This is a genomic window from Streptomyces sp. NPDC060027, assembly GCF_042737005.1.
Taxonomy (GTDB): Bacteria; Actinomycetota; Actinomycetes; order Streptomycetales; family Streptomycetaceae; genus Streptomyces.
The window spans coordinates 1-10,034 of the sequence record NZ_JBHWVI010000276.1 but is presented as its reverse complement, the minus strand read 5'-3'; the positions used below and the strand labels follow the sequence as shown (position 1 = coordinate 10,034).

Annotated in this window: 10 protein-coding genes; 3 read left to right on the top strand and 7 right to left on the bottom strand. The window is 73.9% G+C overall.

The annotated features are described in order from the left end of the window. Positions 1 to 109: 109 nt before the first annotated feature. Positions 110 to 625: an immunity 21 family protein gene (locus tag ACFWBT_RS38400; RefSeq protein WP_385708075.1), complete on the bottom strand. Its 516-nt coding sequence runs from the start codon at positions 623 to 625 to the stop codon at positions 110 to 112. 120 nt (positions 626 to 745) lie between these two features. After that, the gene (locus ACFWBT_RS38395) at positions 746 to 1,240 is read right to left on the bottom strand and encodes a rhodanese-like domain-containing protein (protein ID WP_385708078.1); all 495 of its coding nucleotides are present in this window, start codon (positions 1,238 to 1,240) and stop codon (positions 746 to 748) included. Positions 1,241 to 1,574: 334 nt separating this feature from the next. Between ACFWBT_RS38395 and ACFWBT_RS38390 the strand changes: the two genes are divergently transcribed. Beyond that, positions 1,575 to 2,021: an Lrp/AsnC family transcriptional regulator gene (locus ACFWBT_RS38390; RefSeq protein WP_385708073.1), complete on the top strand. Its 447-nt coding sequence runs from the start codon at positions 1,575 to 1,577 to the stop codon at positions 2,019 to 2,021. A gap of 33 nt (positions 2,022 to 2,054) precedes the next feature. Here the strand turns inward: ACFWBT_RS38390 and ACFWBT_RS38385 are convergent, their stop codons facing one another. From ACFWBT_RS38385 to ACFWBT_RS38365, 5 genes are all read right to left on the bottom strand, one after another. After that, entirely contained in the window at positions 2,055 to 5,060 is a 3,006-nt protein-coding gene (locus tag ACFWBT_RS38385) for an AAA family ATPase (RefSeq protein ID WP_385708070.1), read from the bottom strand. A 55-nt stretch (positions 5,061 to 5,115) separates the two neighbouring features. Then, entirely contained in the window at positions 5,116 to 6,279 is a 1,164-nt protein-coding gene (locus ACFWBT_RS38380) for an exonuclease SbcCD subunit D (RefSeq protein WP_385708068.1), read from the bottom strand. 108 nt (positions 6,280 to 6,387) lie between these two features. Next, the gene (locus tag ACFWBT_RS38375; protein ID WP_385708065.1) at positions 6,388 to 7,014 is read right to left on the bottom strand and encodes a YigZ family protein; all 627 of its coding nucleotides are present in this window, start codon (positions 7,012 to 7,014) and stop codon (positions 6,388 to 6,390) included. A 317-nt stretch (positions 7,015 to 7,331) separates the two neighbouring features. Further along, complete coding sequence (locus tag ACFWBT_RS38370; RefSeq protein ID WP_385708062.1) at positions 7,332 to 7,874, bottom strand: SixA phosphatase family protein; 543 nt, start codon at positions 7,872 to 7,874, stop codon at positions 7,332 to 7,334. After that, a complete protein-coding gene (locus ACFWBT_RS38365) occupies positions 7,871 to 8,629 on the bottom strand; it encodes a hypothetical protein (RefSeq protein WP_385708059.1) in 759 nt (252 codons plus the stop codon). Before ACFWBT_RS38365 ends, ACFWBT_RS38370 begins: the two co-directional genes overlap by 4 nt. A 303-nt stretch (positions 8,630 to 8,932) precedes the next feature. On the opposite strand from ACFWBT_RS38365, the gene ACFWBT_RS38360 reads away from it, so the two are divergent. Beyond that, positions 8,933 to 9,340, top strand: a complete 408-nt coding sequence (locus ACFWBT_RS38360) for a CoA-binding protein (RefSeq protein WP_385708056.1) — start codon at positions 8,933 to 8,935, stop codon at positions 9,338 to 9,340. Between the two features lie 92 nt (positions 9,341 to 9,432). Then, a complete protein-coding gene (locus tag ACFWBT_RS38355; protein WP_385708053.1) occupies positions 9,433 to 9,873 on the top strand; it encodes a GNAT family N-acetyltransferase in 441 nt (146 codons plus the stop codon). The last annotated feature ends 161 nt before the right edge of the window (positions 9,874 to 10,034 follow it).

Below are 10,034 nucleotides of genomic sequence, written 5' to 3'. Positions count from 1 at the left end.
GCCCGGTACCGCACGGAAGGCTCCCCCGGCCGGCACGGGGAACGGGACGGGACCCCCGACCGCCGCACGCCGGGCGGAAATCCGGCTGTCGCGGCGGGGGGCAGTGCGGTCAGTGCGTCAGCCGACGCAGCTGTACGAGGCCCACCCATGTCTCGGGTCCCGGCTCCACACGGGCCGCGCGCACCCCGTACCGGCCCGGTTCGAGGGCCACCCTCACGTGGTCCGCGCGCTCGGAGGCGGGTCCCGGCCAGGCCGCGTCGAACAGGACGACGGGGCCGGGGACGTTCCACTGCACCTCGGGTTCCCACACGGCCACCGCCAGCGCCGCCGGGACGACGGCGAGCAGTTCGTGCTCGGACTCGGCGGCGCACCAGCGTACGAAGGTGCCGTGCTCGGGAAGGTAGGCGGTCGAGGCGGGTTCGTCGCCGAGGACCAGGGCCCTGGTGTCGCCGACGGGCAGGAGCCCGACGAACCCGTCCACGTCACACGCCCGGTCGTAGTCGCAGGACATGTCGTCGCCGTCGGCCCCCGACCAGAACGGGAGCACCACTTCCGGGATCGCTATGAGCGGCCCGCCGCCCGACTCCACCCACTGGACCGCACCGGGGTCCGCGTATCTGGCCATGCGCAGAAGTTACACGGCTGGGATTCACCCCGGTAGCGCAGGTGTCCGCAGAAGGCCGGAGTCGGACATCGGCGGGGAGACACGGAGGCCGATGTCGGCGGAGCAAGGCCCCTTTCGGGGTCAGCAGCCGCAGTCCTCCGCGTCCACGGGTGCCGTCAGCGGGTCCGCGGCGGGGCGCTCACGCCCCTCCCAGGTCTCGAACTCGAAGCCCTCGCGCGCCCAGTACTCGAAGCCGCCGAGCATCTCCTTGACCTGGAAGCCGAGTTCGGCGAGGGCGAGGGCCGCTCGGGTCGCGCCGTTGCAGCCGGGACCCCAGCAATAGGTGACGACCGGCACCGACTTGTCCAGAAGCCGCTCGGCCTGCTCGGCGATGAGTGCGGTGGGCAGGTGGACCGCGCCGGGAATGTGTCCCTGGTCCCACGACGCGGTGGAGCGGGAGTCGAGGACGACGAATCCGGGGTCACCGCCGGCGGCGAGGGCGGAGGCCACGTCGGACACGTCCGCGTGGAACGCGAGGCTCGCCCCGAAGTAGGCGGCCGCGGCGGCCGGTGAGGCGGGCGCCACCCGCAGAACGGGGTTCACCTCCGTCACGGAACGTGCCCCGGAACCGGTCACCGTGCCCTCTGTCACGGAACGTGCCAGGGAACCGGTCACCGTGGTCTCCGTGGCGGTGACCGGCGCGGAAACGGTCACCGTGGTCTCCGTGGCGGTGGTCGGCGCGGAAACGGTCACCGTGCCGTTCCCGGTGGCGTCGGCAGTCGCAGTCATGGTCTGGCCTTTCTCCCGAGTCCCGCCGAACCGGTGCCGCCTTCGCCACCCCGGTGCGTCGTCCGCACCGATCTCGCGGGACTTCCTGGCCAGAAATCTACGTGCGTCGATCTCCGTCCTGAAGTGGCGATCCACGGCATCACTGTTGATCGGCCGGGGATTCACCTGGTATCCATCACGGATGACCGCGTATTCCCCGGACGCCACCGACTGGCGCATCCTCGATGTCCTCCAGCGCGAGGGCCGGTCCAGCTTCGCCGAGCTGGCCCGTGCCGTCTCCATGTCCGCGAGCGCGGTCACCGAACGCGTGCGCCGCCTGGAGGAAGCGGGCGTCATACAGGGGTACGCGGCTGTCGTCGACCCCGAGAGCCTGGGCCTGCCGATCCTGGCGTTCGTACGGCTCCGGTATCCGAACGGCAACTACAAGCCGTTCCACGACCTCGTCGAGGTGACGCCCGAGATCCTGGAGGCGCACCACGTCACGGGCGACGACTGCTTCGTCATCAAGGTCGCGGCGCGCTCGATGACTCACCTGGAGACGGTCTCGGGCAAGATCGGCACGCTGGGCTCGGTGACGACGAGTGTCGTCTACTCCTCACCGCTGCCGCGCCGCCCGCTGGGCCGCTGAGACCGCCTCGGTCCCGGGCCCCGGCCGTTCGCCTCACGCCTCCGCGCCCCGCTGCCGTACGACCGACCCCGTTCTCCCCTTCACCACTTCCAGCTGGGCGTGGATGCGGCGCCGCAGGTCGGCGACATGGCTGACGATGCCGACGCTGCGGTCGCGTTCCCGCAGCGAGTCGAGGACGTCGAGCACCTCGTCCAGGGTCTGGTCGTCGAGGCTGCCGAAGCCCTCGTCGATGAAGAGCGTGTCGAGGCGGACCCCGCCGGCCTCGTCGGTGACCACGTCGGCGAGCCCGAGGGCCAGGGCGAGGGAGGCGAAGAAGGTCTCGCCCCCGGAGAGCGTCGCCGTGTCGCGTTCCCGGCCGGTCCACGCGTCCACGACGTGCAGTCCGAGCCCGCTGCGTCCGCGGCCCGCCCGGTCGTCGGAGTGCACGAGGGTGTAGCGCCCCGAGGACATCCGCTGGAGGCGGACCGTCGCGGCGGCGGCCACCTGCTCCAGACGCGCGGCGAGCACGTACGACTCGAGGCGCATCCTGCGTTCGTTGTCCGCCGACGTGCCGGCCGCCAGACCGGCCAGCCGGGCCACCCGGTCGTACTCCTCGCGCAGCGGGGCGAGCCGGTGGACTCCCGCGGTCGCACGGGTGGAGAGCGCGTCCAGCTCCGCGCAGCGCCGCGCCGCCGCGTCCTGCGCCGAGGCGGCGTCCCGCAGGCGGCGGGCGGCGGACTCGGCCGTCCGCTCGGCGGCCCGCAGATCGACGGGCGGGCGCCGCGCCGCGGCCGTGGTGTCGGCCTCGGTAAGTACCGCCCGAACCGCGGACTCCTCCAACTGCCAGGCGTCGAGCTGTCGTTGCAGATCGCGGTGGGCCGCGTCGCCGAGCAGCGCGGCGGCCGCGGCCTGCGGGGTCTCGAACCCGGCACGGAAGGCCGCGTCGGCGAGTCGCGCGTCGGCCTCCTTGAGTCGCTGCGCTGCGTCCTCGGCCGCTCGAACGCGATCCGCGGCGTCGGTGAGCAGCGAGACCCGCCGCTCCAGCTGCGCGGCTCGCTCGGAGACGCTCCCGGCGGCGCCCCGAGCCTGCTCCAACTCCGCGGCCAGCGCGGTCTTCTCGCGGTCGAGGGCATCCCTGAGCGAGGCCCGTGAGGCGACCCGGCGGGCGGCCTCCTGCTGGGCGGTCAGCCGCCGCCCGTGTTCCCGCTCGGCCTGTTCGCGGGCCTCGCGTGCGGCGTGCAGCCCGGAGGCCGCCGCGCGGGCCTCGCCGTACAGCCGCTCCAACTCCTCGGCCCGTTCGGCGAGTTGCCCGGTCGGGGTGTCCCCCGCCTCGGCGGTCGCGGCGGCCAGCGCCTCGCGGACGACGCCGAGCCTGCGCTCGGCCTCGGTGCGCTCCTCGTCGGCGCGCCGGTAGGCGGCGAGGGCCTTCTCCTCCGTCTCGCGGTCGACGTGACCGGCGATCTTCCGGGCGGGCTCGGGGTGTTCGGTGGCGCCGCACACGGCGCAGGGCGCGCCGTCGACCAGACCGGCGGCGAGTTCGGCGGCGATGCCCTGGAGGCGCTGTTCCTTCAGTTCCAGCCAGTGGGCGTGCGCCGCTGTCGCGTGCTCGCGCGCGGTGAGGCCGCGCGCGTGGGCGTTCTCGGTGTCCTTGGCCAACTCGTCACGCAGGCGGGCCGCGTCGAGCCGCTTGAGGGCCGGTTCGCGCTGGACGGCGAGCTGTTCGGCGCGGGCGGCGCCCTCCTGGGCGGACTCGATCCGCGCCTCGACGCCCGCGCGGGTGCCCTCCCAGCCGGCCAGCCAGCTCTCGGCGTCCTGGAGGACGTCGTCGTCGGCGCGCTCCTGGCGGTCCAAGGAGGCGCGCTCCGTGCCCAGTTCGGAGAGGCGCCGCTCCGCGCGCCGTGCCGACTCCAGGCCGCCCAGCTCCTCGGTGGCCTTGCGCGCGGCGGCCGTGAGCCCGGGCGCTCCGGCGTCGGCGAACGTCTCCGGCAGGGCGGCGCGCGCCCGGGTCTCCGCGGCGGCCGCCCGCCGGTGCTCCGCTTCGGCGGATTCCCGCAGGTCGAGTGCGGGGGCCACCGCCTCGGCCTTGCGCCCGCGCTCCATCCGCGCCTGGGTGTCCCGGTGGGCGTCGGCGCGTCCTTCCAGACGCGCGGCGCGCTCCCGCGCCTCGGTGAACCGGCGCTGCAACCGGTCCACTTCGCGTACCTCGTCGAGCTCGCGGTCGGCCGCGGCCTGCGCCGATTCGGCGGCCCCGCGGGCGCAATGGGCGATGGTCAGCTCTTCGCGAGCGGTGCTGCGGGCCACCGCGGCCCAGGAGAGCACGGACTCGGCGAGGCCCGGATCGCCGGGCGCGAGGTCGGGCAGCGGCTCCTCGGCGGCCGGCCCGGCCTCCTGGTGCATGCGGTGCGCGTCGGCCAGCAACGCGGCGTCACCGGCGCGCACTTCGGCCTCGGCCGCGCGACGCCGCTCGGCGAGGCGCTTCTCGACCTCGGCGAAGCGGTGGGTGTCGAAGAGCCGGCCGAGCAGCTTGCCGCGGGCCTCGGCGTCGGCCCGCAGGAAGCGCGCGAAGTCGCCCTGGGGCAGCAGCACGACCTGGCAGAACTGCTCGCGGCTCATCCCGAGCAGTTGGGTGATCTCTTCGCCGATCTCCTGGTGGGAGCGGCTGAGGTCCTTCCAGGAGGCGGCGGTCGCGTCGTACTCGCGCAACCAGGTCTGGGCCTTGTCGACGGTCGTACCGGGCCGGTTGCCCTTCTTGCGGCGCTCCCAGGGCGGTTGCCGGGTGACTTCCAGCCGGCGTCCGGCGACGGTGAGTTCGAGGCGGATCTCGGTACGGGTGGCGGGTTCCGCGTGGTCGCTGCGCAGGCCGAGGCCCTGACCGCTCTGGCGGGCGCCGGGGACGGCTCCGTACAGCGCGTAGCAGACGGCGTCGAGGACGGACGTCTTGCCCGCGCCGGTCGGTCCGTGCAGCAGGAAGATCCCGGCGGTGGACAGTTCGTCGAAGTCGACCCGCTGGGCGCCGCCGAAGGGTCCGAAGGCGGTGATGTCCAGGCGGTGCAGCCTCATCGGGTCCTCTCGCTCTCCGGGCGGGTGGCCCCCTGGGTGTACGTCGGACGTGAGATCACCGGGCCACCTCCCGTACGGTCTCGTCGGCGCGGACGGCGTCGAACGCGTCCCGGAGCACGGCCTGTTCGTGGGTGTCGGGGCCCGCGCCGCGCACATGGGCCACGAAGTCCTCGGCGATCTGCTGCTCGCTGCGGCCGGCCAGCCGGCGGGCGTAGGAGATGTCCGGGGCCTGCGGGGAGCGCTCGGGGGCGAAGACGAGGCTGAGCGTGTACGGGAAGCGCTCGGCGAGCCGCGCCATGGGGTCGGCGGGCCGAACGGGGTCGGTGAGGGTCGCCTCGACCCAGGCGCCGGTGTGGCGCTCCAGCTCCGGGTCGGCGAGGAGGTCGTCCAGGTGTCCGCGGACGCGGGCGAGCGACCGGGGCACGGGGCAGTCGATCCGCTCCGTGGCCAGGGAGCCGTCGGGGCCGAGGTCCACGAGCCACATGGTCTTGCGGTGGCCGGCCTCCGAGAACGAGTAGGGCAGCGGGGAGCCCGAGTAGCGCACGCGCTCGCCGATGATCTGGCTGCCGTGCAGGTGGCCGAGGGCGGTGTAGTCGACGCCGTCGAAGACTCCGGCGGGTACGGAGGCCACGCCGCCGACGGTGATGTCCCGCTCGCTGTCGCTCACCTCGCCGCCGGTGACGAAGGCGTGGGCGAGGACGACGGAGCGGGTTCCCGGCGAACGGGTGGCGAGGTCGGCGCGGACCCGGTCCATGGCGGCGGCCAGGACGGCTTCGTGGCCCGCCTTCTCCACCCCGAACTCGTCCTTCACCAGGGCGGGTTCGAGATAGGGCAGGCCGTAGAAGGCGACGTCCCCGCGGGCGTCGGCCAGCACCACGGGTGTGCCGCACCCCGCGGGGTCGGTCCGCAGATGGATGCCCGCTCGCCCGATGAGCCCGGCGCCGACGCCGAGCCTGCGGGCCGAGTCGTGGTTCCCTGAGATCATCACGGTGGGCACGCCGAGGTCGGCGAGCCGGTGCAGGGCCTCGTCGAAGAGTTGGACGGCGGCCAGCGGCGGGACCGCACGGTCGTACACGTCTCCCGAGACGACCACCGCGTCCACCTCGCGCTCGCGCGCGGTCGTGACGAGATGGCCGATGAAGTCGGACTGGGCGCCGAGCATGTTCACCCGGTGGAACGCCCGGCCCAGATGCCAGTCGGAAGTGTGCAGGAGCCTCATGATCCCCGAAGGGTAACGGCCGGGTCTGACAGCACGGGCGGTTACTCCCGTATCGGCCCGTCATGACCGACACAGGCGTTGACCGATTCGCCCCGATTGCCCCGACTTTCACGCGTCTCCGTAGGCCTCCCCGCCCAGCTCCAGCCCGGCCGTCCCTGCCGTCGCGTCGGCCAACCACGCCCGGAAGGCCTCCACATCGGCGTCCGGCAGCCCGATCTCGATGGTGACCGCCTCGCCGTAACGCACATCACGTACCTCACGCCCGGTGGACCGAAGATCGTTCTGCACCTTGCCGGCCCGCTGGTGGTCGACCGTCACCGTGGCCAGCCGGAACCGGCGCCGGGTGATGGAGCCCAGCGCGTCGAGCGCCTCGCCCACCGAGCCGCCGTACGCCCTGATCAGTCCGCCGGCGCCCAGCTTGACTCCGCCGTAGTAGCGGGTGACGACGGCGACGACGTACCGCATGTCGCGGCGCAGCAGCATCTGGAGCATGGGGACGCCCGCGGTGCCGCCCGGTTCGCCGTCGTCGCTCGCCTTCTGCACGGCGGCGTCGGCTCCGATGACGTACGCGAAGCAGTTGTGCGTGGCGTCCGCGTGGTCCTTGCGGACGCCGGCGATGAAGTCCTGGGCCTCCCGCTCGGTGGCGGCCGGGGCGAGGGCGCACAGGAAACGGGAGCGGTTGACCTCGGTCTCGTGCACGCCCGGGCGGGCCACTGTGCGGTACTCGTCCTGCATCACGCCAGCGTATGCGCTGCACGCGCGCGTGGCCGACGGCAGGTCTCGCGCCCCGCCCCCGCGGCGCCGGTCACGCTCTCTCCACGCTCGGTCACGGCCCGGGCCCGACCCCGGTCACCGCCGCGCCGCAGCGGCCTCCGGCCCAGCGGCCCGCCGCGCTCCGGTCCGACCCAGCCGAACCCAGCCCACTCCGGCCCGACCCGGCCCGTCCCCGCCCCGATCCGACCCGGCCGAACCCAGCCCACTCCGGCCCGCCCCGGCCCAACCCCGGCCCGCCCCGCCCCGCCCGACGCAACGGGGTGCGCGTCGGCCCGGATTCACTCCTTCTTGCCCCTCGGCACGACCACGTCCGTCAACAGCGCCGCGCCGGAGACGAGTTCGTGCCAGGAGCTGCCGTGCCAGACCAGGACGGCGACGGCCGAGGTCGGGAACTTCGTCCGGACCAGGGCCAGCGTGTCGTCGAGGCCGTCCACGGCGAGTTCGAGGACCAGCTCCTCAAGTCCCGGGTTGTGTCCCACCAGCAGCAAGGTGCGAACGTGTTCCGGGACTTCGCGCACGGCTTCCAGCAACTCCGGTACGTCCGCGCCGTACAGCCGTCCATCGTGCCGTACGGGCGGCGGAGCGCCCCATTGCTCGGCGGCCAACCGCCAGGTCTCCCGGGCGCGTACGGCGGTCGAGCACAACGCGAGGTCCGGCAGCAGGTCGGCGTCCGCCATGGCGCGTCCGACGGCGGGGGCGTCGCGGCGGCCGCGTGTCGCGAGCGGCCGCTCGTGGTCCGGCACTCCGTCGGGCCAGGCGGACTTGGCGTGGCGCAGCACGACCAGCCGCCGCCTCGGACCCGACGCGACGGGCGCGTTCACAGCGACGCCCCGATCTCGCGGGTGAGTTCGAGGCCGAGCAGCCGGTCGGCGTAGGCGTACGTCTCGAAGCGGGCGCCCTCCGCGAGGTCCGACGTCTCCACCCACCGCAGTACATCCAGTACGCCGGGCACGTCCAGGTCGTCCTCCCAGGCGGCGCGCAACCGTGCGCGTACGTCGTCGGGGACGGGCTTGGACGGCCGTGTGGCCCATCCGGCGACGGCGGCACGCCAGCGCTTGAGGGTGCCCTCGGCCTCCGACAGGGCGCCCGCGTCGAGGCGCAGGGGCAGGTCCCTGCGCCGGGCGAGCAGCGCCAGACGCAGCACGGTGGGATCCGCCGGACCGGTACCGGCGCCGATGTCCGTTCCGGGAGAGCCGTCGGTGTCGACGGGCGCCACCTCGACCCGGACGCCGTCCGTCGCGGCGCCCTCGGGGACGAGGACGTCGATGGTCTGTGTCGCGGCCGGTCCCGGTCCGGCGTCGTGGTGGTCCTCGAAGGGCCGGACACCGAGGTCCGCCGCGCTCACCCGGAGGCGTGCGGCATCCGCGGGATCGGCCGGGTCCGCCGCCGAGGTCAGGGTCGCCCAGACGGGACTGCCCCCGATCTCCAGGGCCCGTACCAGAACGTCGGCGAAGAGGAGCACGCGCAGACCTGTCGCGCCGAACCCGGGCACGTGCGCGTGGACACGGACCAGGCCCCGGCGGGCGCGGGCTGCGTCGATGGGTTCGCCCGTGCGGGCGTCGAGGATACGGAGCACGAGGTGAGCCTAGGCGGGCGAACGGTCGGCCGTGGGGAGGAGGGGACCATTCCGGACAGGCGCTCGCGCCAACGGGTGCCCGTGGCCGGGCCACCCCGCACGTGACTCCCGGCGCCGGACGCAGCGGCCCACCGGCTTCCGCGAGCCATCACGCGGCGCTCACGGCCGCGCCACGCGCCGGCGTCCAGGAGGAGTGGGCGGGCGGTCCGGGCGACCGCAACGCCGAGCTGCCGGGAATCACCGCGTGACGCGCGCTGTTCTTCCCGCTGACCAGCCATGCCAGGAACCACAGGGAGGCCGACCGTGTACGGCGACCAGGCAACGATCCGCAAGATCCTCACCGAGCTCGGCGACACCTGGGCGATCGTCGGACTCTCGTCGAACCAGCGCCGCGCGGCCCACGGCGTCGCCGACGTCCTCCAGCGGTACGGCAAGCGGATCGTGCCCGTGCACCCCAAGGCCGAGACCGTGCACGGGGAGAAGGGGTACGCGTCCCTCGCGGACATCCCCTTCGACGTCGACGTCGTCGACGTCTTCGTGAACAGCGACCTCGCGGGGCCGGTCGCGGACGAGGCCGTCGCCATCGGCGCCAAGGCAATCTGGTTCCAGCTCGACGTGATCGACGAGGCCGCGTACGACCGGGCGCGCGCCGCCGGGCTCGACATGGTGATGGACCGCTGCCCGGCCATCGAGATCCCGCGCCTGGGCTGACCCCCGCCGGGCAACGCCGCCCGTGTCGCACCCGTCGCACCCACAGGCAAATGATGTTGACGCCGCACGACCCGCACCGGTTTCCTGCTGCGGTGTCCATCCTTCGCATCGAACAGCCGGACGACGAGGCCCGTCTCGCGGACTGGCAGCACGTCCACAACGTGATCGTCCCGCCCGCCGCCATGTCGCTCGACGACGTGCGCGAACGGGTCAGGCGCAACCGTCTGGAGGTCGCGTACCTCGGCGACGTCCTGGTGGGCTGCACGACGGTGCGTCCGCCCACCGACGACAGCGCGACGGCGACCGTGATCGCCCGCGTGCTCGCCGAGTACCGCGGGCGGGGCTTCGGCGGGGAGTTGTACGCACGCGGTCTGGAGCAGGCGCGGGCGTCGGGCGCGGAGAAGATCGAGACGGTCGTCCTCGCGGCCAACGAGGACGGCCTGCGCTTCGCCGAGCGACACGGCTTCGTGGAGATCGAGCGTTATGTCCTGCCGGGCGAGACCGCCGAATGGATCGACCTGCGGCTGACCTGAGGCGGCGGAGGCCCGACGGTCGGCCGCCGGACCCTAACCCCGCAGGTCCGGCGGCCGACGCACACGTGCGAGAGGCCCCCGCCCGTCAGTCCCGCGAGCCGTCCCTCCGGCTGCCGTCCCTCCGGCTGCCCGACGAGCCGTCCGTCCGGCTGTCCCTCCCG